Consider the following 21,768-nt stretch of genomic DNA (forward strand, 5'->3'; position numbering starts at 1 on the left):
TGTCACCCGGATGACACGTCGCACGCGGTTCGGCCAGCCCGTTTGAAGCAATTTAGGCGGCGTGCCGGGGATGGTCAAGCTGTAAGGTTTTGCCGGCACGGGTGGTGCGTTTGGCGGCTGCGATCGAATGGTCAGACGAAAGTCGTCCGGCCGGGCCGCTCGGCAGGTCAGGCAGGTTCGAAGCCGGGGTTCGGGAAATCCGGTTTCGCGAAACGGCGCGCGGCGTGCATATTGAGGCCGTTGCAAGCCACCCGGAGATTCCGCACGTGTCCCTTTCATCCTCGCAGCCCCCTGGCCAGGCGTCGCTCGACGCATAGCTGGGCAAGACCGAAACGCTCGGCGACGACATCGCCGCGTTCCCGCTGAACGCGCTAGCCGCCACGCTTGACCGCCCGCCGCCCGGCGACGTCGTGCCGCCGATGTGGCACTGGCTCTATTTCCTGCCCGTCGCGCCGCTGGCCGAAGTCGGCCCCGATGGCCATCCGAAGCGCGGCGGCTTCCTGCCGCCCGTGCCGCTGCCGCGCCGCATGTGGGCCGGCGGCCGCCTGACGTTCCATGCGCCGCTACGTACAGGCCGGCGCGCGACGCGCGAATCGACGATCGAGAACATCGAGGACAAGACGGGCCGCAGCGGCCGGCTCGTCTTCGTGACGGTGCAGCACCGGATCGAGTGTGACGGCGCGTTGTGCGTCGAGGAAGAGCACGACATCGTCTATCGCGATGCGCCGCAGCCGGGCGCGCCGGCGCCGAAGCCGGTCGCGGCGCCGGCAGGCGAGACGTGGTCGCGCACGGTCACGGCCGACGCCGTGATGCTGTTCCGCTATTCGGCGCTGACCTTCAACGGTCACCGCATCCATTACGACCGCAGCTACGTGACGCAGGAGGAAGGCTATCCGGGGCTCGTCGTGCACGGCCCGCTGATCGCGACGCTGCTCGTCGATCTCGTGCACCGCGAACGGCCCGACGCGACGCTCGCGAGCTTCGCGTTTCGCGCGGTGCGCCCGACGTTCGACGGGGAGCCGTTCACGCTGTGCGGCAAGCCGTCGGATGACGGCCGGACGATCGAGCTGTGGGCGAAGGATCGCGACGGTTGGCTGACGATGCAGGCCACCGCGACGCTTGCGTGACGGCCTCCGTTCCGGTCATCCGCGCGCGGCAGGATCCGTACGCGGGTGACCGTTGTCGCACGCGGCAAGCCGGCCGGATGCGCACCCGGCCAGCCCCGACGTTCGTCGGCAAACCCCTGTAAGCTGCTGGCAGGTCGCGTGCCGTTCGCCGGACCAGGCGATGCGCGGCCGTCCCATCCCCTTTCCACGCAGCGCATCAGGAGCACGCATCTTGGCCACCTACATCGTGTTTACACGTGAAAGCATGCAGGACCAGCAGGAATTCGACCTCTACCAGAGCAAGGTTGGCGCAACGCTCGCCGGGCATCCGGTGAAGGTGCTCGCAGCCTACGGGCCGCAGGAAACGCTCGAGGGCGAAGGACCGGAAGGCGTCGTGATCGTCGAGTTCCCGTCGAAGGAAGCGGCGCACGCGTGGTATCACGGCCCGGAATATCAGGCCGTCGCCCAGCACCGCTTCAAGGGCGCGCGCTATCGCGCCGTGCTGGTCGAAGGCGTCTGAGCGACGTGCATACGGTGTGTCCGGCGGCGCGCCGCGACGCCGGCCGCCCGGCCCGACGATGAAACCATCGACGTCCGCCACCGCGCCCGTTCGCCCGCCGATGGGCCGCGCCACGACCGTGTTGCTCGCGATCAGCGTGCTGCTCTATCTGGTCGCCATGTTCACCGCGCCGTTCCGCACCGGCGCGCCCGCTCCGCATCCATGGGCCGACGGCTGGCAGGTACTGTTGACGGGCTGGATGGGCGTGCTCGTCGGTATCTATGCATGGCTCGCAAATCCGCTCGTGTTCGCCGCCTGGCTGCTGACCGCGAAGCGCTACCGCGCGCAGGCGGTCATGCTGGCCGGTCTGGCGTTGCTGTTCGGGATGAGCTTCCTGTCGCAGCACCAGATTGCCGTCGACGAAGCCGGGAACGTCGAGCCCGTGCATCTCGACGCGATCGGCTATTGGTGCTGGCTTGCGAGTTTCGCCGTGGCGGCGGTTGGTGCGGCGTTGTTGCCCGGGCGGACGAAGATGCACTGATTGATTGCGGATGGCCACACAGGTGACGCCACCTGGTGCCGCAACGATCCGCAGCATCGGCACGTGACGCGATATGGCGTCTTGCATGCCGATGCATTGAAGGCGCGCCGCCGATGGCGCGCCTTCGCGACCCTCACCCGATGTGCGCCTGCAACGCACGCAGCCAATACGACACCGCCACCGCGCCGCCGTCCGGCATGCCGATCGCGCGTTCGCCGAGATAGCTGGCGCGCCCGGCGCGCGGCGTCATGCGTGCGGTTTCCTGCGCGCCGTGCTCGGCGGCTTCGACTGCCGCGGCCCACGCGCTGGCGGGATCGCGATCGTTGTCGAGCGCACGCTCGAATGCCGCGACGGCCGGGACCAGCGCATCGAGCATCGTCCGGTCGCCGGCATGCGCGCCGCCCAGTTCGCTGATCGAATCCACCGCGCCGCGGAACGCCGCGGCCCAGTCACGCGCCGACGGCTCGGCGATCTCGGCCAGCCGGCGCGACGCGCGCAGCAGTGCGGTTGCATAGAACGGCCCCGAACTGCCGGCGATCGCGCGGCGCAACGCGGCGCCGAGCGCCGAGAGTGCGCCGGCCGGCGTGCCGTACGCGCCTTCCGGCAGTGCGAGGATCGCTTCCGCCGCGCGCAGCATGCTCGCGCCGAGATCGCCGTCGCCGGCCGCCGCGTCGAGGTCGGTCAGCGTCTGCTCGTGATCGATCAGCGTCTGCGCGACCGCGTGCAGCGCCGGTTGCAGGCGCGCGGCCCACGCGCGGCCGGCCGCATCGAGCGGCGGCAACGGCGCTTCCTGCACGGCGGCCGAGGCCGCGCGGATCTGCGTATTCACCGCGCCGCCGCCCGGCCATGCGCGCGCCTGCGTCGGCGCGTCGAGCAGCACCGCGCGTTCGTCGTTCAGCCGCAGCACCGAGATCGAGCAGCCGGGCATGTTCAGCGCCGAGAGGAACGTGCCGGCCCACGCGCGTGCGACGACGAGGCCGCGCCGGTGCAGGTTGTCGTGCGCGGCGCGCAGCACGATCGCGAGCTCCATGTCCGGCGTCGCGCCGAGGCCGTTGACGAACAGCGCGACGCGTTCGCCGCGGTCGAGCACGAGATCGGCGACGATGCTCGACAGCAGCGTGTCGGCCAGCGCATCGGCAGGCAACGGTGCGCGACGTTCGACGCCTTTCTCGCCATGGATGCCGAGGCCGAGCTCGATCTCGTGATCGCCGAGGCTGAAGCCCGACTTGTCGGCGCCCGGGATCGTGCAGCCGTCGAGCGCGACGCCCATCGTGCCGAGTTCGGCCGCCGCGTCGCGCGCGATCGCCGCGACGCGGGCGAGCGGCAGCCCGCGCGCGGCGGCCGCGCCGGCGAGCTTGTGGATCAGCACGGTGCCGGCGATCCCGCGTCGCTGGCCACGCTCGACGCGGCCGCGCAGCGACACGTCGTCGGCGACGATGACCGTCTCGACGGGAATGCCTTCGGCGCGCGCGAGTTCGGCGGCCAGCCCGAAGTTGAGCCGGTCTCCGGTGTAGTTCTTCACGATCAGTAGTGCGCCGTTCGGGCCGGCGCTGGCGCGGATCGCGGCGAGCACGGCGTCGGTGGACGGCGACGTGAACACTTCGCCGCAGACGGCCGCGCTCAGCATCCCTTCGCCGACATAGCCGCCGTGTGCGGGCTCGTGGCCGCTGCCGCCGCCGGAGAGGACGGCGACGGGGCGCTGCGCGGGCTCGGGCAGCGGCTGGCGGACGAGCACGTGCTCGTCGCCGAGGATCGCGACATGCGGCGACTGCCGCGCGATGCCTTCCAGCATTTCTCGCACGACATCGGACGGGCGGTTGACAAGCTTTTTCATGGCGACGGGTTCCGGACAAGTGAACGAGGCTCGGCCGGGCCCGCACGGGCGCCGGACGGCCTTTCGTGTTGCGCAGGATCGTGCGGGCGCTGTCGCCGGGGGCAGGCGGTCATGGAATGGATGACCTTCCACAGGGGCGAAGCGACGCGCACGCTTCGCGCCACGATACATCAGGTTCGGACGTTGCTGCACGGCGTGCGGCGCACGCCCATGCATGTTGTGAGATGCGCGGCCTTTGGCCGCGTATTCCGAGCGAGACAAGAGATGCAAGTTCGGCCGCAGCCGTCAACGCCGAACTTCTATTGGCAGGGGGGTCGTCGGATTCGAGATGGCGTGCTCCGCCGTAAGCGCGCTACGGACAACAGATCATGCCCAGGCTCGACTTTGTTTTGTTCTACGGCGGTGCCCAGCCGCTTCGCGCATCCCTCAATCCATCCATCACAGATGTGACAAGTGCGTGTCATGAGTGAATATGTTTTTTTTCGCTTGATTGCCTCCCTATCGTGCTGGATAGAATGCTACGCGTTCCTGATGAATACGGAACGGTTCGTACATTTTTTTTCGCTTCGACCATAGCTAAAAAACTGGAGATCCCAACATGCGAGACAACGGAGCACCGACGATGCCATCCGAGGAAATCGTCCCACTCGGCGACATCGAAAATATTGCACGACGCCATTTCGTGATGGGGCTCGGTGCAACGCTTCTGGCGGGATGCGGCGGCGACGGAAGCAACGCGGTGACAGGCGGTGAGCGTACTTCGGCAAACGGCATCAGCCAGGCGTCCGGCGTTGTTCCAGCTTCGGACGGTATCGGCGCAGGGGCGACGTCGGCAGGCACTGCCCAGACCCGCGCCTTCACGCATCCCGGGTTGCTGCATACCGAGGCGGATTTCGAACGCATGCGCGCTAAAGTCGGGGCCCACGCTTCCCCGTGGATCGACAGCTGGAACGTGCTCGTCGCCAACGGTCACACGCGCCTGACGAACCAACCGAACCCGCAGGTCGGCATCTATCGCGGCAATGATCCCACGCATGGTCAGAACTACGGTGCGCTCTACAACGACATCGCCGCCGCCTATGGCGACGCGCTGCGCTGGAAGGTATCGGACGACAAACGCTATGCCGACAAAGCCGTGGAGTATCTGGACCAGTGGGCGTCGACGCTGACGACGCTTGGCGGCAGCGACGTGGCGCTCGCCGCCGGCATCTACGGCTACGAATTCGCTAACGCAGCCGAAATCATGCGCGGCTACAGCGGCTGGAGTCCGGCCGGGCTTGCCGCGTTTCAGGCCATGATGCGCAAGGTCTTCTACCCGGTCAGCCATGCTTTCCTGACCCGTATCGACACCGCGATGGACACGCACTACTGGGCCAACTGGGGCCTGGCCAACATCGCGTGCATCCTGGCCATCGGCGTGCTGTGCGACGATGCCGAGCTCGTCAACGAGGCCGTCACCCATTTCAAGACCGGCGGCAGCAACGGCTGCATCCGGCAAGCCGTGTACTACCTGCATCCCGGCAACCTCGGGCAATGGCAGGAAGCCGGCCGGGACCAGGGCCACAGCACGCTCGGCATTGCATTGACGGGCGCCATTTGCGAGATGGCGTGGAATCAGGGCATCGACCTGTACGGCCATGACAACAATCGCTTTCTGGCGGGCGCGGAATACGTGGCCAAGGCCAACCTGAAGCAGGCGGACGGCGCGTTCTACACGGTGCCTTTCGTCACGTACCAGAACAGCGCCGGCGTCACCCAGACGCAGTTCTCCACCGGCGGGCGAGGCGACGCCCTGGGGCGGCCCTGCTGGGCATTGGTGGCCAACCATTACATCAACCGCAAAGGTCTGGCGGCGCCTTACACCAAGCGCGCTGCCGAACTGGTGGCACCGGAAGGCGGCGGCGGCAACTACGGCCCCAACAGTGGCGGCTTCGATCAGCTTGGCTACGGCACGCTCACTTGCACGCTCGACCCCGGCACCTCCGCCGCAACGCCGACCGGCCTGACCGGCTACGCGAGCGCGGGCAAGGCGGTGCTGTCGTGGTGGGGCAGCAGCAACGCCGTCAGCTACAACGTGAAGCGCGCCACCATTGCCGGCGGGCCGTACAAAACCATCCAGAGCGGGATCACCGATCTGCTGACCTATACCGATCTGCCAGCCGCTGCCGGCACGTATTTTTATGTCGAGACAGCGCAAACGATTGCGGGCGAATCGGCGTTCTCCAACGAAGTGAAAGTGATCACGGCGCAGCAGCTGCTCGCGCACCTCACGTTTGATGAAGGCAGCGGCATCACGGCCGCCGATAGCTCGGGCAACAGGCGCAATGGCACGCTCAACGGCGCAACGTGGGCGGCCGGGCACAACGGTAACGCGGTCTCGCTCAACGGCTCGGGCGCGTATGTCGCGTTGCCCGACGATCTGCTGGTCGACGTGTCGGACTTCACCCTCGCCAGCTGGGTGTTCTGGAACGGCGCGCAAACGTGGGCACGCCTGTTCGACTTCGGCACGGGCTTCCACCGCTACATGATGTTCACGCCGCGCGGGCAGTTGCGCAACGGCTGGGCCGGCATGCGCTTCGCCATGACGGCCAACGGCCCCGGTGACGGCCCGCCGGAACAGATCATCGACGCCCCCACCGAGCTGCCGAGCAAGCGATGGGTGCATGTGGCCATCACGCTATCGGGTTCGACCGGCACGATCTACGTGGACGGCACGCCCGTCGGCACCAACACGGCGATGTTCCAGGCGCCGTTCCGCTTGGGCAGTACCACGCAGAACTGGCTGGGCAAATCGCAATACGGTGCCGACACCACGTTCCACGGCCTGATCGACGATTTCCGCCTCTATCGCGGTGCGCTCAGCGCTGCGCAGATTGCGTCGCTCATGACGAGTTGATCACGCAGGGCCCGATGGCGGGCCCTGCGATGGACCTATTTCTATAAGGACTTCTGATGACCGTGTTTTCTCAACGATGGATCGCCGTTGCGGCGATGGCGTGTGCGTTATGGGGCTGTGGTGACGGATCCGATAGCGCGACAGGTGTGATCCATGCGGGCGCCAATTCAGCTGCCAATCGCAGTCAGATCGGCGGAAATGGCAGCGGCAGCAACCAGCCGGCGGCCAGCTGGACCAGCGTCAAGTGGGGCGGCGGCGGCTACGTCACCGGCCTGATCTACCATCCCGCCAACGCGAGCCTGCTGTACGCACGTACCGACGTTGGCGGCGCGTACCGCTGGAACGCGACCAACTCGACGTGGACGCCCATCACCGACGGCGTCGGTTTCGGCTCGGGCGAGGGCGATTTCCACGGCGTCGAAAGCCTCGCGCTCGACCCGAACAACGATCAGCTCGTCTACATGGTGACCGGCATTACCGTGACGCAGGGTCACAACGGCCGCATCTACATCTCGAGCAACCGCGGCGATACCTGGACGCACTACGACCTGCCGTTCCCGGTGGGCGGCAACGACAACGGCCGCGCCACGGGCGAGCGCCTGCAAGTCGACCCGAACAATCCGTCGACGCTGTTCTACGGATCGCGCACGGCCGGCCTGTGGAAGAGTGCCGATTCGGGCCGGACCTGGACGCAGGTCACGGGTCTGTCCTCCACCACGATCAGCGGCGGCAGTTCCCCGATCGGCGTCGAACAGGTGATCTTCGATACGTCGGGCGAGGGTAGCGGCCAGCCGACCTGGATCATGTGGGCCACCGTCGCCCCGGATTACGCCAACGCGGCGGGCCTGACGTCGACCCTGTACAAGTCCACCAACGGCGGCTTCTCGTGGACGCCGGTGCCCGTCCCGCCGACGGTGTCCGGCTACTACATCCCGCACGTCGTGCGCACGTCCGACGGCAACTTCTACGTGGTGTTCAACGCGGGCGTCGGCCAGGGCATCGGCGGGCCGAGCTCTCTCTACAAGTTCGGCGGAAGCAACGACAGCAACTGGACGCTGCTCAACCGCTCCAGCAGCAACGGCTTTGGCGGCCTGTCCGTCTCCGGTCTGGGCGCGTCCGCCCGCATCGCACTGGGCATGACCGGCTGGAGCGACACCAGCAAGACCATCCAGCTATCCGACGACGGCGGCAGCACGTGGCGCGAAATCGAGGCCGGCATGCCGCATACCGGCACTGCCTCGGGTGGCTGCGCCGGCTGGGTCGAGAGCGTCGCCATCGACCCGGCCAATCGCGATCACGTCATGCACGTCCACGGCGGCGGCATCTGCGAAACCATGAACGCCTCGTCGCCCACGCCAACCTGGCGCGCCAAGGTCGACAACCTCGAGGAAACCGTGACGCTGGCGCTCGTCACGGCGCCGCCCGGCGCGTCGTACAACTTCATCAACAGCGCCGGCGACATCGGCACGTGGGTCAATACGGACCTCTCGACGAGGCCGACGAAAGGCCCGTTGAACACGTGGAGCAGCGGCAATTCGGCCGACATGTCGTGGTCCGATCCGACGTACATCGCCGCCGCAGGCGTCGACAACGCCAACGGCCATGCGACCAAGGGCTTCTGGTCCGGCGACAGCGGCAATAGCTGGGCGACGTTCGCGACGCTGCCCAACGGCGCCGCGGCAAGCCAGAGCAACGTGGGCAACCTGGTCGTCCCGTCCCGCAACCACGTGACCTGGGCACCGCCGGACTCGGTGCCGTCGTACACGACGAACAATGGCGCCAGCTGGACGGCGACCAACCTGCCGGCGTTCAGTGCCACATGGAACGGCTTCCCGCGTGCCTACCGTCTGGCCGCGGACCGCAAGAACCCGAACAAGGTCTATGCCTACGACTCCGGCGGCGCACCGTGGAGCTGGCAGCGCGGCAAGATCTACGTCTCGAACGACGGCGGCCACACGTTCGCGCTGAGCCAGGGCTCGGTGAACGCGAACCTGGCGTGGAATGCGTGGCGGGACACGTCGATGGTGGTCAATCCGAACGCCGAGGGTGACCTCTGGCTGGCCGACGGCACGGCCGTGTACCACTCGGTGGACTCGGGGGCGACCTGGACGAAGCTCGGCGTCTTTGCGTCGACCAATGACACCCCGGGCGCCACCGTGATCGCGTTGGGCAGGGCACCGACCGGTTCGTCGTACTCGGCCGCGGTCTATGTGGAAGGCACATTGAACGGCGTCTGGGGCATTTACCATTCCGACGACGGGGGTGCAACGTGGGCGCGCTTCAACGATGACGCGCACCAATTCGGCGACTCCGGCGTGATGGCCGGCGACTGGAACACGTATGGCAGGATTTACGTCAACGGCGCCGCTCGCGGTCTGATCTATAGCAATTGAGGTTGATCGACCGTAAGGGGCCATTCTCGACGTCTATGTCACGGTGCGCTGACCAACGAGCATGGGTGTCCACCGATTGGGGAGGTGGGCACCTATGGCCGACAAAGACGCTGAGTTGATCGTTTACCGCTACGGTACGATCGCCTGCTCAAGCTCCGGCTCGCGCCGCGATACATCAGGTTTGAACGTTGATGCACAGAACGCTGCGCGATCGCGCCGGAGCCGGGCAGCGGTGCGCCCCCATACGCGGCTACTTCATCGCCGCAATTTCCTTCGCGCGAATCAGCCGTGCGCGCAGCACGTTGCGGCTGATGCCGAGCAGCCGTGCGGCCTGGATCTGGTTGCGGTGACTGAATTCGAACGCGACGCGCATCACGGTGTCCTCGATGCGCTCGAACAGGTTGCCGTGATCCTCGTCGAACAGCTCGCGCAGCGCGCCCGGTAGCACACCGTCCAAGCCGGTGCTCGTGCGGATCGCGGCGCGCATCCGGCTGCACGCGTGCCTGCCGGGGCGATCAATCGCAGCACGGCTCGCCTCGGCGGCTTACTTCGCCGGTGACATTTCTTCGGATACAGGTTCCAGACGGACTTGTGCGGCCGATTCGAGGACCAGCCTGGTTCGCTTCATGCGCTTCTGCGACTCGTGCATCGCTTTGAAATTGGGCAGCGACGACCAGTCCACGTAGTTCCCGATAACATAGAACCGTTGTTGCGCGCGTGTGGCGGCGACGTTGAGCAGGTTCGGCTTGCTCGCGGCCCAACCTCGGCTTCCATTGCCGGCCTCGCCCGGCGATGAGCCCAGCACGAAGAACACGATGGAGGCTTCCTTGCCCTGAAACGTATGCACCGTGCCTGCGTCGATCTTTACTTTCAGTTTCTTCAGACGGGATTCCAGACTCCCGCTGGAGATGAGTTTTTTACATGCTTTGGCAACGTTGCGAAACGGGGAAATGATGTAAACGGAGGCGGGTTGGCGGTCGCCGCCCTTGCTGACGACTTGTGGCCACTTGCTCAGGAAATGATTGAGAATCTTCTCCAGCGCTTTGATTTCCGCTGCGACGACCTTGTCGTTCGCTGGCCCCTGAACATCGATCCAGCAGCTTTCGAACAGGTCTGGATCGATGCTCTTGCTCCCCGTCGCCTGGACCATCTGGCCGTCGTAGGCGATCAGGTTCGCGATGTCGAACATCGGATTCATGCATCGCCGATGCGTGCGAAGCGGCATCCCGGTCCACGTGTCGCCGATCTTCGCGCCAAGCCGCATGGTGCGGTCGGCGAGCGTTTGCACCGAATGCAGGGACGGTGACCAATGGTCGACGGTCGCATCGTCCAGTTGGTTGTTGCGGCCGAGCCGCTCCACGAGCGCCTTGGGTACCGTCATGACCGGCTCGATTTGCAACGGATCTCCGACCACCACCGTGCGACGCGCTCTCCACATGGCCCCGGCGACCGATGCGGGTGTGGCTTGTCCGGCTTCGTCTATCAGCAACCATCCGAAGCTGTTGGCTCCCAGGTTCCGGAAAAGTCGACCGAAGGAGGCGAGGGTGGTCGAGATCACCGGTACGACGAAAAAGAGTGAACGCCAGATGGTCAGAAGATCGTCCGAAGTCCTGACGCTGGATTGACCCGTCAGTACACTCCGCACCGACAGGAAGGTTCTGAACCAAGTGGCGGCGTTGACCATCAACGCCGCTTCATGCAAGGCCAGCGCGGCAAGAAACAGTTCAGAGCGTGCACGATCCAATTTCCGGGAGACCCACAGGCTGCTCGTGTGCTGTACATGTACCGGCTGAGCCAGAAAATCCGGGTCCGGCAAGATCGGTTCACGCGTCTCGAGCGCTGACGTCGAGCCATCTCCGTCACGCAAGACACGCAATCGAGCACGCAACATGGATTCACGGGCGTCCAGGTCCTGAATGTCGCGAGTCGATGCCTGGATGCGTTGGCTCATATTGGCCGCGCGTGTGTCGAATGCCTGCTTCTCGGCATCGGCGTCCACTTCACGATCGGCCAGCTGCTGCTGGATATTTTCCCTGCCGTCCTCGATAGACTGCAGACCCTGCTGGGCGGTGTCGAGCTCGCTGCGTGCGTCGCGAACCAGGTTCTGCCAGTCCCGATATCCCTTCGTTTTCACGCCCAGCATTTTATTAAGCATGCGGGCGACCCAACCCGGATCTTCATCCGTTCGAACGTCGCGGAGTTTTTCGCGCAAGCGCTCACACCGGGCGACTTGCCGACCATGCCGGACCTCCATCGCTTGCAAGGTCGCCTGGTCTTGCGCATCGTCGGACGCACGCGTGGTAACCCGAGCGGATTCGGCAGCCTGTAATTCCGCGAATTCGCGCTGCTGACTGGCCAGCTGATCCTGCAGCGGCTGCCGTTTGGCCGGGAGCGCCGGCAGCTCTTCCAGTGCTTCGTGAATGGCGAGAAGGTCGTTTTTCAGGGCCTCGACGGTGGCGAAGCGCAGGTCGAATGCTCGTTTGGCCTCGTTCCATCTATCGCGCCAGGAAACTGATCTGGTGGCCGGAGATCCCGATGCGGCATGCCTGGGAAGGCCGGCGGATGAGCCGCTCCAGTTCTCCGCCGCGGCTGCGGGGTTGCTTTTTGCGAGATCCAGCCACGGTTTCAACGAAGCCGGTTTGGCAGGATCCGGATGGGTTTTGGGATCGTCGGGATCGTAGGCGGGCTCGTAACCGAAAACCGCGTTCAGGAGTTTGTCCCTGTTCGTCTTCGATCCCATCGCACCGGCCAGCAGACCCCATGGGGCGCCGTTCAACTCAAAGGCCTTGGTGACGTTGACGGCAACAGCGGGCAGGTACGACGCGTCCGGGAAAGCGGCGTGATCGTAAGAAAATGGCAACTCGAAGCTGATGTTCTGGACGGCTGCATTGTTGCTGCTGGTCACGACGATCTCGGTACCGGCCACGATGTCGTCGTTCAAGGCGGGCAGATCGTACGTCTTTTCCTTGCCGCTGACCTTGAGGATTTTCGTCCCGAACAAGTCCTTGGGATCCTTGAGCGCGCTTAATCTCCTGGCTCTTTCGACCACGACGTCGGCAATCACGTCCTTCAGAAGCGTGGTCTTGCCGGTGCCGGGCGGACCGTTCACGGCCATGAGACCGTGGGATCGATCGCCTGTTTCCTGGCCAATGCGGTGCCGGATCTGGTAGACAGCGGCTTGCTGGGCAAGTGCGAGGTGTTCGTGCGGAGGCGCGGGCCATCGGCCGGCAGGCAGGAGGTCTGGACTCACACATCGGGCCAGTGCGCCCGGATCGGCGAGCAGGTCGATTCGCTCTTCCGTTGATGTTTCCGGCCCAAGGTACTGCGCAAGAGGTGAACTGAATGCCGACGGGGCGCTGTTGGCCAACGTCGTCAGGTCATCCAGATAGAACGAGTTCAGAAAGGCTGCGGCCTGCTCGGGCGACGGGTAGAGTGTTCCATCCTTGCGCTGGAAGATCGGGATGCTCTCGATCACGATCAGGTTTCCGGGAGCCTCCTGGTCGGTCGGGGACGGCGGCTTCCCGATGAACAGTTCATGGACATGCGACCATTCCTGCAGCAGGTCGTCCCACGTGAGGGTTGATTGCGTTTCACGTTCTTCCATGCGATCGTCAAACCGCTTGGAACGGTTCGCCAGCGCGGCGGAGGTGTCGTTCAGCGAGCGCGCTGCTCGCAGCAGTTCCACGCCGACGGTAAAGCTGGCCGCGGTGTAGGTTCTGGATAGCGGCATACCCGAGCCACCCACCATGAACGCAGCCATCCAGCCATTGCCCGAAATGGGCTGAACCAGTTCGTGCTCCTCGAACGCCAGGTTGAGGGTCGAGAGGATGGATTCCACGAAAGGGTGCTTTGACCCGACCCCGAGATAGACCGCGTGGGCGTAGGTCATCAGCCGCCCCGGTTCCGGCTTCTGACCTTCAGGGGGAGGCGGAACCTGGAAGCGTGCCTGCTCCCATGGAAGGGGCGAACGAAATTGCTTGCCCTGTTGAGTCGCTCGGTGAGCGGAAGTGGGAAATCGCTGTATGACCGATTCCTCGGGATGCTCTACCAGGCCGGGAATCGGTAAAGCGTCGTCGGCAATTTCGTCCAAATCGTCGTCGGCAGGCGAGGCATCGCCGGTTCCTTTGTTTTTCGGGGCATCCGGGATGTTGAAGACTTCTACATCTCGCCAGAAGCGAAGCACGTCGATCATGGGGGTCACCGAAAGCTGGGCAGAACCAGAAGGCTACAACATGGCGATTGAATTGCAACGAGAAGCCGGAGATATTGCCCGAATTGCAAGGCGACGTAATTCGATTACCCTTACAGGGACTACTTGCGCTTGTTTCAGCGCCGTCTAAATCCGGTATGGCGTGGAAATAAAGTAAATGCTGCGGCCTATTGTTGTCGCGTTTCGCGGCTCGATATGCCAGGCGTGCGACAGCGAGCGGTGAGCCACGGCCGGCGCGGTTCGCAGGCCGATGGACTGACCTGGGGGCTCGTCTTTTGCGCAGATGCCATCGAAAGTGGGCGGTGGAAATTAACCTGTCGGCGGGCTCATTTTTCCGCCGGAGATTATTGTCTTGCCGTCGAACGGATTTGCGTAGCAATGGTTAGGGCACTATGAGTGATCATCGCTTCCATGCAAATGACGTCGAGACGGTGGCGCATGGAAAGGCGGTCACAAAAGAATCCAGAAATGCTGCTCGGCGCGATTCGCGACCGAATGCCCAGTAACGGAGCAACTGCGCAGCGCGCCCGGTTGCTCGTCGCGATGCTGGAATGCGGCAGCGCGCCCCCATACGCGGCTACTTCACCGCCGCAATTTCCTTCGCGCGAATCAGCCGCGCTCGCAGCACGTTGCGGCTGATGCCGAGCAGCCGTGCGGCCTGGATCTGGTTGCGGTGACTGAATTCGAACGCGACGCGCATCACGGTGTCCTCGATGCGTTCGAACAGGTTGCCGTGATCCTCGTCGAACAGCTCGCGCAGCGCGCGTTCGAGTGCGGCTTGTGCACCGGCGGCCGGGTCGGATTCCGGCGCTGACGTACTCGAGGCGGCCTGCGACACACCCGGCGACGCGATATGCAGGTCGGCCTCCTGCAGCGAGTCGTTCCGACTCACGAGCAACGCGTGATGGATCACGTTCTCGAGTTCGCGGATGTTGCCCGGCCAGCTGTGTGCCTCGAGCCGGCGCTCCGCGCGCGGGTCGATGCTGCGCGGCCCGTAGCCGAGGCGGCTGCGGTAGTCGTCGAAGAAGTGGCGCGCGAGCGGCAGGATGTCGCCCGGACGCTCGCGCAGCGTCGGCACCGCGAGTTGCACGACGTTGAGCCGGTAGAACAGGTCGCCGCGAAACTGCCCGTTCGCGACGGCCTGCTGCAGATCCACATTGGTCGCGGCGACCACGCGCACGTTGATCGGCACGCCGGTGCGCGAACCGAGCCGCACGACCTCGCGCTCCTGCAGCACGCGCAGCAGCTTGACCTGCATCGACAGCGGCAGGTCGCCTATCTCGTCGAGAAACAGCGTGCCGCCGTTCGCGGCTTCGAACCAGCCGGGCTTCGCGCTGAACGCGCCGGTAAACGCGCCTTTCTCGTGACCGAACAGTTCGCTCTCGACGAGCGTCTCGGAGAATGCGCCGCAGTTCACCGCGATGAACGGCCCGCTGCAGCGGCGGCTGAGGCCATGCACGTGGCGCGCGATCAGTTCCTTGCCGGTGCCGGTCTCGCCGACGATCAGCACGTTCGCATCGCTCGGCGCGACCAGGCGAATCCGGTCGAGCAGCGCGACCGAGCGCGGATCGACGAACACCTGCGCGCGGGCACGAATGGATGTCGCGAGCGCGGGGCGGTCGGGCAGCGTGAGGACGGGCGCGGCGTCGGGCCACGCATCGGTAGGGGTGTGGTTCACGAGTAGAAGCCCGGCGTCGGATAGGTTCGCTTGAGCGCCCATTCGCCGATCTCGCGAATCTTGTACGCGAGCGGGTCGTGGAGCGTGTGGGTGCGCAGGTTGCGCCAGTGCCGGTCGAGCCGCAGCGCGCCGTGCGTCGCGCGGGCGCCGGCGACGTCGAACATCCGCGTACAGAGATCGAGCCCGGTGCGCGCGGCCGACACCTTCGCGGCGGCCGTGGCGAGCGCGACCTGGCCGCGCTCCGCCTGGGTGAGCGCCGCATCGCGCGACCATGCGGCGTCGAGCCGGTCCGCCGCGCGGTCGGCGAGTACGCGCGCGGCTTCGAGCCCGACCCAGAATTCGCCGTACTGGCCGAGGATGTACGGATCGTCGCCGGTGCTCGCGACCTGCGCGCCGGGCCACGGCCGCGCCTCGTGCAGCGTGTAGTGCCGCGCGTCGTTGAACGCGGCTTCGGCGATGCCGAGATACACGTTCGTCAGCACGAGCTGCGCGACGAGCGGGCGCAGGCACGCGAACGGCGTCGACAGCGGGCCGGGGTCCGTCAGCAGTTCGTGATCCTCGACGCGCACCTTCTCGAACGTGACCGTGCCGCTGTCGGTCTGGCGCTGGCCGATGTTGTTCCAGTCGTCGGCGATCGAGATGCCGCTGCGCTGCGTCGGCACGGCCGCGATCAGGAATGCGCGCGTCTGCGCATCGTGCGCGGACGCGATCAGCATCTGTGAATCGAGCGCTCCCGAGCAAAAACTCTTCTGGCCGCTGAATTCATGCCATGCGCCGCGCGAGCGGCTGACCGTGCGCGCGTCGAGCGGATTCAGCGCATTGCCCCAGAACCACTGCTGGCGCGCGGTGCGCTCGAACCACGATTCCCACTGCGCGGGTGCGCCGAACAGCCGCACGGTCGCGAGCATCAAGTGGTGGAAGCCGAACACGTGCGCGAGCGAACTGTCGGCGGCCGCGAGCACGCGGACGACGTCGAGCGTCGTGCGCCAGCTCGCGCCGAGGCCGCCATAGGCGGACGGGATGCTCAGCGCGAGCAGGCCGCTGTCGCGCAACTGATCGCGCTCGGCCTTTGGCGTGCCGCCCTGGAGGTCGCGCTCGGCCGCGGTGCGTGCAAAGCCGGCTGCCAGGCGCTCGGCGATTTGCAGCGCGTCAGGGGGCGTCGGTTCGTCGCGGGGCGGCGCGACGACGCGCAGGCCTTCCGCGCGGGGCGATACGGAAATGGGTGTCATGGCGATGAATGTGTCGGGTTGCCGCACGAAAGCGGTCAGGCCGCGCGGGCGTTGCTGGCCGGGTGCTGCGTGATCAGCAGAGTGTTCAACGTTTCGCGCAACGCGGGAAACATCGATTTCTGATAACCAATGCGGGATTGCTGCGCTGGACGCAGTCGCGCGCGGCAAGGTCGCGCCGCACGGCGATCGGCGGCACGCAAAGCGACGATGCAGCAGCCATGCCGGCGCTGCTGCATGCGAGGCGTCGCGCCGGCGCGTGAACGCGGAAAGCGGGCGCCCATGCCGGCCGATGGATGCCGTGCGCCTGCCGGAATCCGTGTCGAAGCGGAAAAACCTGCCTGCCGCACGCCGCGCTGCTGATCACGCAGCAGTACATCAGCAACGTTGTTTCCCCGAGTTCATCGCACTGCGGAATATGGTTGTGACGCCATGGCTGGCACGCTTATCGACGTGCGCGAACAACGGTGGCGCCGCGACTGGCGGTCGATCGCGATGCATTTCGTCATGCAGACGATCGTTTTCCCGCTCGATCATCGAAATGGCACGCTCCTTGCTGACCCAAGACGTGACGGGTGCGTCGGCACCCGACTCGACAATGGGAATGCAACCGATGAGCAATGCAATCAACGTGGTCGCGATATCGGGCGGCCTGCAGCGGCCGTCGCGCACGCTGGCGCTGACCGACGCGATCGTCGCGGCGCTCGGCGCCGCGCTGCCGATCGAAACACGGCTGATCGAACTCGGCGAGATCGGTGGCCGGCTGGCCGGCGCGCTGACGCGCGCGCAGGTGCCGGCCGACCTCGACGCGCAGATCCGCGCGATCGAGACGGCCGATGCGCTCGTCGTCGCGAGCCCCGTGTATCGCGCGTCGTACACGGGCCTCTTCAAGCACCTGTTCGACCTCGTGCATCACGAAGCGCTGATCGACGTGCCCGTGCTGCTCGCGGCCACCGGCGGCAGCGAGCGTCATGCGCTCGTGATCGACCATCAGCTCCGTCCGCTGTTCAGCTTCTTCCAGGCCCGCACGCTGCCGATCGGCGTGTATGCGTCCGAAAGCGATTTCGACCAGTACCAGATCACGAACCCGGCGCTGCGCGCGCGTATCGCGCTCGCCGTCGATCGCGCGGTGCCGCAATTGCGCCCGCATGCGCTTTCCGTTGCGGCCGCGTAGGCCGCCTGCGTTTTCCCTTCCGACCAGGACACACTCATGAGCCATCCCGACCCTTCCGCCGACGGCGTCAAGTTCGCCTACTGGGTGCCGAACGTCAGCGGCGGCCTCGTCGTCAGCACGATCGAGCAGCGCACCGACTGGAGCCTCGAATACAACCAGCAGCTCGCGCGCACGGCCGAGGCGGCCGGCTTCGACTACGCGCTGAGCCAGATCCGCTTCACGGCCGGCTACGGCGCCGAATACCAGCACGAGTCGGTGTCGTTCAGCCAGGCGCTGCTGCATGCGACGACGAAGCTCAAGGTGCTCGCCGCGATCCTGCCGGGGCCGTGGCATCCGGCCGTGGTCGCGAAGCAGCTCGCGACGATCGACCACATCTCGAACGGGCGCATCGCGATCAACGTCGTGAGCGGCTGGTTCAAGGGCGAATTCACCGCGATCGGCGAGCCGTGGCTCGAGCACGACGAACGCTATCGGCGCTCGAAGGAATTCATCCAGGCGCTGAAGGGCATCTGGACGCAGGACAACTTCACGTTCAAGGGCGACTTCTACCGCTTCAACGACTACACGCTGAGCCCGAAGCCGGTGCAGAAGCCGCACCCGGAGATTTTCCAGGGCGGCAGCTCGCGGGCGGCGCGCGACAACGCGGCGAGCGTGTCGGACTGGTACTTCACGAACGGCAATACGCCGGAGAACCTGAAGACGCAGATCGACGATATCCGCGCGAAGGCGGCCGCGAACAATCATCGCGTGCGGATCGGCGTCAACGCGTTCGTGATCGCGCGCGATACCGAGGAAGAGGCGAAGGCCGTGCTCGACGACATCATCCGGCACGCGCACGTCGAGGCCGTGCATGCGTTCGGCGATGCGGTGAAGCAGGCCGGCAAGGCATCGCCCGAAGGCGAGGGCAACTGGGCGAAGTCGACGTTCGAGGATCTCGTGCAGTACAACGACGGCTTCCGGACGAACCTGATCGGCACGCCGCGGCAGATCGCCGAACGCATCGTCGCGCTGAAGGCGATCGGCGTCGATCTGGTGCTCGCGGGGTTCCTGCATTTCATCGAGGAAGTCGAGTACTTCGGCCAACGCGTGCTGCCGCTCGTGCGCGAACTCGAGGCGCAGCAGCAGGCGGTTGCCGCGTGACGCGGAGGCCGGTGCGCGGCGCGCGTTCACGCATGCCGTGCGCGGGCCGATCGAACGGGTGACGTCGGCCGCTCTTGCGGGTCATCCAGGTTCAACGTTTCGGATATCGAAACAGGAGGCTGGCGGAGGCTTCGCGGCACCGCCGGCCGGTTCATGCGCTTTACCGGAATCTACATGTCTACGGAATTCATCGAAGAAAACGTGCAACCGCAAGCGGGCACCCCACACGCTCCCGTTCCCGTCATCGGCTCGGATGCCGAGGCACTCGACGTCGCGCACCGGGTCGCGGCACGGCTGGCCGAGCACGCCGCGTTGCGCGACCGCGAGCGCAAGCTGCCGTTCGACGAGATCGAGCTGTTCTCGTCGAGTGGTTTGTGGGGCATCACCGTGCCGCGCGAATACGGTGGCGCGGAGGTGTCGAACGTGACGCTCGCGGAAGTGATCGCGATCGTTTCGCAGGCCGACCCGTCGCTCGGCCAGATCCCGCAGAACCACTATTGCCTGATCGAGGACATCCGCCTCGAAGGCAGCGATGCGCAGAAGCGCTTCTTCTTCGATCTCGTGCTGAAGGGCACGCGCTATGGGAACGCGTTCTCGGAAGCGGGCGGCAAGAACGTGCTCGACATCCAGACGCGTGTGCGCCGCGACGGCGACGCGTTCGTGCTGAACGGCCGCAAGTTCTATTCGACCGGCACGCTATTCGCGCACTGGATTCCGGTGCTCGCGCTCGACGAGTCGGAGCAGGCCGTGCTCGCGTTCGTGAAGCAGGGTGCGCCCGGGCTGACCGTCGTGGACGACTGGAGCGGCTTCGGGCAGCGCACGACCGCGAGCGGCACGGTGATCGTCGAGAACGTGCGCGTGAGCCCGTTCGAAATTTTCCACACGCAGCGTTCGTACGACCGCCCGACCTTCGCGGGCCCGTTCGCGCAGATCACGACCGCCGCGATCGACCTCGGCATTGCGCGCGCCGCGCTGCAGGACACGATCGCGTTTGTGCAGCAGCATGCGCGCCCGTGGATCGACAGCGGCGTCGAACGCGCGAGCGAGGATCCGCTGACGGTCGCGCAGATCGGCGACATCGCGTACCGCGTGCACGCGGCCGAAGCGCTGCTCGCTCGCTCGGGGCGCTTCGTCGACGCGGCGAAACGCGAGCCGAGCGAGGAAACGGTCGCGCAGGCCGCGATCGCGGTGGGCGAGGCGAAGATCGCGACGACCGAGGTGTCGCTGCTCGCGGCGAGCAAGCTGTTCGAACTCGGCGGCAGCAAGTCGACGCTCGCGAAATACAACTTCGACCGCCACTGGCGCAACGCGCGCGTGCATACGCTGCACGACCCGGTGCGCTGGAAGTATCACGCGATCGGCAACTACTACCTCAACGGCGTGAAGCCCGCGCGCCATTCCTGGAACTAGCCGGGTCGTGCCGGCGTATTTCCCGCGACGAAACATGGGCGAGGAAACCCGGTGGCCGCATTGGCAGCCAGCACCGCCGCGTAGGCGGCCTTGCTTCATTCCTGACGAGGTAAATCGATGAGTCATCCAGCAAGCACCGCACAGGCATTGCCTGCGCACAATACCGTGCCGCCGGCAGGCGGCCTGCGGCGCAACTATCTGAGCCTGCCCGAGCTGATCGCGCAGTCGATCGGCCTCGTCGGCGTGTCGGGCGGGATCGGCGTGCTGATCCCCGCCGTCTTCGCGACGGCCGGCAACGGCACGTGGCTGGCCTACCTGTTCGCGATCGTTGCGCTGCTGTTCGCGTCGTGGAGCATCTCGGTGTTCGCGCGCGATTCGGCGTCGCCGGGGGCGCTATACGCGTACGTGTCGGCCGGCATCGGGCCGGTCTGGGGCGCGATCTGCGGCTGGTCGCTGCTGATCGCCTATGCGGTGGCTGCCGCGGGCATCCTGCAGGGGACGATCAACACGTTTCTGGTGCTGGGCCGCGAGACGGGACTGCTCGGCAGTGCGACGCCGCTCGGCGCGGTGCTCGGGCTCACGGTCGTCACCGCGTTCGCCGCGTGGTACATCGCGTTTCGCGACATCCGGCTGTCCACGCGCTTCACGCTGTTCGTCGAACTCGCGACGCTGCTGCTGATCGCCGTCGTCGTGGTCGGGACGATCGCGTTCGGCGGGCATCCGGTCGATCGCGCGCAACTGACGCTGGAAGGCGTGAAGCCGACGCAGTTGCAGCTCGGGATGGTACTCGCGTTCTTCAGCTTCACGGGGTTCGAGAGCGCGACCGTGCTCGGCGCAGAAGCGCGTGACCCGTTCCGCGCGATTCCGCGCGCGGTGCTGATCAGCGTCGTCGGGCCGGCGATCCTGTTCGTGATCGGCGCATACGGGATGGTGAGTGCGTTCCACGGGCAGACGCCGCCGCTCGATCAGGTCGACGGCCCGCTCGCGGTGCTCGCGCATCGGCTCGGGGCCGGCTGGGTCGGTGTGCTGATCGACGCGGGCGTGGCGTTGAGCTTCTTCGCGGCATTCTTCTCGTCGATCAATGCGGCGGCGCGGATCGTCTATACGTTCGGGCGGCAGGGCGTGCTGCATGCATCGACGGGCCACGCGCACGAGCGGAATGCGACGCCGCACGTCGCGGTGGCGCTGATCGCGGTGCTGGCGCTGGTGACCGCGCTGGTGTTCACCGCACGCGGCACCGCGCTGCTCGATTCGTATGGCTATCTCAGTTCGATCGCGACGTACGGCTGGCTGCTTGCGTACGTGCTGGTGGCGATCGGCGCGCCGCTTTATCTGCGCCGGCAGCGCCGGCTGCGTGCGCGGCATGTGGTGATCAGCGTCGTGGCGGTCGTGCTGCTCGCGATTCCGCTGGCCGGCAGCGTGTATCCGGTGCCGGCGGGCGTCTATGCGTGGCTGCCTTATGTGTTCGTCGCATTGCTGGCGATCGGGCTCGGGTGGTTCCTGGTGCTGCGCGTCCGGTTTCCGGAACGGTTGCGCGAGCTGGAGGCGGAGCTGCTGACGAAGTGACCGGGTTGCGCCGACGAAGGGTTTCCTGCATGACGGCCGGTGGGCAATGTTGCCCACCGGCCCCTTCCGTTTCAGTTCAGCGGTTCGCTCGCGGC

Annotated in this window: 14 protein-coding genes and 1 pseudogene; 9 read left to right on the forward strand and 6 right to left on the reverse strand. The window is 66.1% G+C overall.

What is annotated here, in order from left to right:
• Positions 1-317 precede the first annotated feature (317 nt).
• The 3 genes from QZM35_RS34640 (at position 318) to QZM35_RS34650 (ending at position 2,146) form a co-directional block, all read left to right on the forward strand.
• A complete protein-coding gene (locus QZM35_RS34640; RefSeq protein ID WP_301777619.1) occupies positions 318-1,127 on the forward strand; it encodes a MaoC family dehydratase N-terminal domain-containing protein in 810 nt (269 codons plus the stop codon).
• Between the two features lie 211 nt (positions 1,128-1,338).
• The gene (locus tag QZM35_RS34645; protein WP_039369252.1) at positions 1,339-1,626 is read left to right on the forward strand and encodes a DUF1330 domain-containing protein; all 288 of its coding nucleotides are present in this window, start codon (positions 1,339-1,341) and stop codon (positions 1,624-1,626) included.
• A gap of 58 nt (positions 1,627-1,684) precedes the next feature.
• Positions 1,685-2,146, forward strand: coding sequence for a hypothetical protein (locus tag QZM35_RS34650; protein ID WP_143329944.1), 462 nt, complete (start codon positions 1,685-1,687; stop codon positions 2,144-2,146).
• 133 nt (positions 2,147-2,279) lie between these two features.
• Here QZM35_RS34650 and QZM35_RS34655 read toward each other — a convergent pair whose 3' ends face one another.
• Positions 2,280-3,980 (reverse strand): dihydroxyacetone kinase family protein, encoded by a 1,701-nt coding sequence (locus QZM35_RS34655; RefSeq protein ID WP_301777602.1) that lies wholly within the window; start codon positions 3,978-3,980, stop codon positions 2,280-2,282.
• A 622-nt stretch (positions 3,981-4,602) separates the two neighbouring features.
• Here QZM35_RS34655 and QZM35_RS34660 point away from each other — a divergent pair.
• Positions 4,603-6,876 carry a LamG-like jellyroll fold domain-containing protein gene (locus QZM35_RS34660; RefSeq protein ID WP_301777603.1) on the forward strand — a complete coding sequence of 758 codons (2,274 nt, stop codon included), beginning with the start codon at positions 4,603-4,605 and terminating at the stop codon, positions 6,874-6,876.
• Between the two features lie 146 nt (positions 6,877-7,022).
• Positions 7,023-9,269, forward strand: a complete 2,247-nt coding sequence (locus QZM35_RS34665) for a dockerin (RefSeq protein ID WP_301777604.1) — start codon at positions 7,023-7,025, stop codon at positions 9,267-9,269.
• A gap of 250 nt (positions 9,270-9,519) precedes the next feature.
• Here QZM35_RS34665 and QZM35_RS34670 read toward each other — a convergent pair.
• From QZM35_RS34670 to QZM35_RS34690, 5 genes and pseudogenes are all read right to left on the reverse strand, one after another.
• Positions 9,520-9,705: pseudogene (locus QZM35_RS34670) on the reverse strand (helix-turn-helix domain-containing protein); the annotation flags it as partial.
• A gap of 108 nt (positions 9,706-9,813) precedes the next feature.
• Positions 9,814-13,461 carry a DEAD/DEAH box helicase gene (locus QZM35_RS34675; RefSeq protein ID WP_301777605.1) on the reverse strand — a complete coding sequence of 1,216 codons (3,648 nt, stop codon included), beginning with the start codon at positions 13,459-13,461 and terminating at the stop codon, positions 9,814-9,816.
• Between the two features lie 595 nt (positions 13,462-14,056).
• On the reverse strand, positions 14,057-15,157 hold the full coding sequence (locus QZM35_RS34680; protein ID WP_301777606.1) for a sigma-54-dependent Fis family transcriptional regulator: 1,101 nt from the start codon (positions 15,155-15,157) through the stop codon (positions 14,057-14,059).
• Positions 15,154-16,386 carry an acyl-CoA dehydrogenase family protein gene (locus tag QZM35_RS34685; protein ID WP_254600313.1) on the reverse strand — a complete coding sequence of 411 codons (1,233 nt, stop codon included), beginning with the start codon at positions 16,384-16,386 and terminating at the stop codon, positions 15,154-15,156. Before QZM35_RS34685 ends, QZM35_RS34680 begins: the two co-directional genes overlap by 4 nt.
• Before the next feature lie 35 nt (positions 16,387-16,421).
• Complete coding sequence (locus QZM35_RS34690; protein WP_301777607.1) at positions 16,422-16,733, reverse strand: hypothetical protein; 312 nt, start codon at positions 16,731-16,733, stop codon at positions 16,422-16,424.
• Positions 16,734-16,996: 263 nt separating this feature from the next.
• Here QZM35_RS34690 and msuE point away from each other — a divergent pair, with 263 nt between their 5' ends.
• The 4 genes from msuE (at position 16,997) to QZM35_RS34710 (ending at position 21,673) form a co-directional block, all read left to right on the forward strand.
• Complete coding sequence (gene msuE / locus QZM35_RS34695; RefSeq protein WP_069250299.1) at positions 16,997-17,557, forward strand: FMN reductase; 561 nt, start codon at positions 16,997-16,999, stop codon at positions 17,555-17,557.
• Positions 17,558-17,593: 36 nt separating this feature from the next.
• Positions 17,594-18,697: a dimethylsulfone monooxygenase SfnG gene (gene sfnG / locus QZM35_RS34700; protein WP_089430013.1), complete on the forward strand. Its 1,104-nt coding sequence runs from the start codon at positions 17,594-17,596 to the stop codon at positions 18,695-18,697.
• A gap of 174 nt (positions 18,698-18,871) precedes the next feature.
• Positions 18,872-20,107: an SfnB family sulfur acquisition oxidoreductase gene (locus tag QZM35_RS34705; protein WP_089430158.1), complete on the forward strand. Its 1,236-nt coding sequence runs from the start codon at positions 18,872-18,874 to the stop codon at positions 20,105-20,107.
• 117 nt (positions 20,108-20,224) lie between these two features.
• The gene (locus tag QZM35_RS34710) at positions 20,225-21,673 is read left to right on the forward strand and encodes an APC family permease (protein ID WP_301777608.1); all 1,449 of its coding nucleotides are present in this window, start codon (positions 20,225-20,227) and stop codon (positions 21,671-21,673) included.
• The last annotated feature ends 95 nt before the right edge of the window (positions 21,674-21,768 follow it).

This window comes from Burkholderia sp. AU45274 (assembly GCF_030482505.1).
In the GTDB taxonomy this organism is placed as follows: domain Bacteria; phylum Pseudomonadota; class Gammaproteobacteria; order Burkholderiales; family Burkholderiaceae; genus Burkholderia.